1 protein-coding gene and 1 pseudogene are annotated in these 693 nt (G+C 54.5%); one reads left to right on the top strand and one right to left on the bottom strand.

Annotation, left to right across the window (positions count from 1 at the left end; translation table 11 throughout):
• Positions 1–133, bottom strand: a pseudogene (locus NW827_RS08970) (allophycocyanin); the annotation flags it as partial.
• A gap of 252 nt (positions 134–385) precedes the next feature.
• Between NW827_RS08970 and NW827_RS08965 the strand changes: the two are divergent.
• Positions 386–693: hypothetical protein (locus tag NW827_RS08965; RefSeq protein ID WP_414503586.1), on the top strand; the 308-nt coding region annotated here is incomplete at its 3' end.

Here is a 693-nt window from a genome sequence, read left to right as displayed (position 1 = left end):
CTGCTAACTTTTGGGCGGCTCGGATACGCACTTGACCTTTGCTGAAGAAGTCTTCTAGCTTGGCGATCTCGGCACTGCTGAGGAAGCGATCGGCCGCATCCGACTGCGCGATGACTTGGGCAACAAGGCTCATAGGTTTTCGACGAGGAACGCTCTACAGGTAACAAAGTAAGTCAGATCCTCAAGATCGAAACCACTTGTTAAGAAAAAGTTGTGAATTGAAACTTACTTGCAACAAATTCCCTCTGACCTGCGCTTTTAGTACCGCAATAACCTTGACCCCCTCTTTACCGACCAGGGCGATTGCCAAGGTTTTGAATCGTATCTATTGCTACAGAATCTACGATAGAATTGGCGTGTAGAGGTCAGGGTGGGGAGATCTCTCATGAACGCAACTGCTGAAGCGAGTAGAGTTAGCTTCCTGGCCTGCCATCGGCGGAACATCGCTGCCTCTCTGGCCCATCGTCTAGAAGCAGCCAGGGCAGCCAACAACACCCGCCTGCTGGAGTTGCTGGAACAGGAACAACGGCAACTAGCAGCAGAGTCCAGCGGCAGGGATCCCTCTGTTTTGGGTCTGCCTGAAAGATGGCGCCACCTTTGGGAGGGCCTGAAAGCCGTGTTGAGCGTCCAGGAGGAGCTGCGGGTGCGCCAGTGGGTGGATGGTGGCGGCACGGTCTGGTGGCACGCCCAGGA

It is taken from the genome of Synechococcus sp. H70.1 (assembly GCF_047502705.1).
GTDB lineage: Bacteria > Cyanobacteriota > Cyanobacteriia > Thermostichales > Thermostichaceae > Thermostichus.
This window is presented reverse-complemented; position numbering and strand designations above follow the sequence as displayed.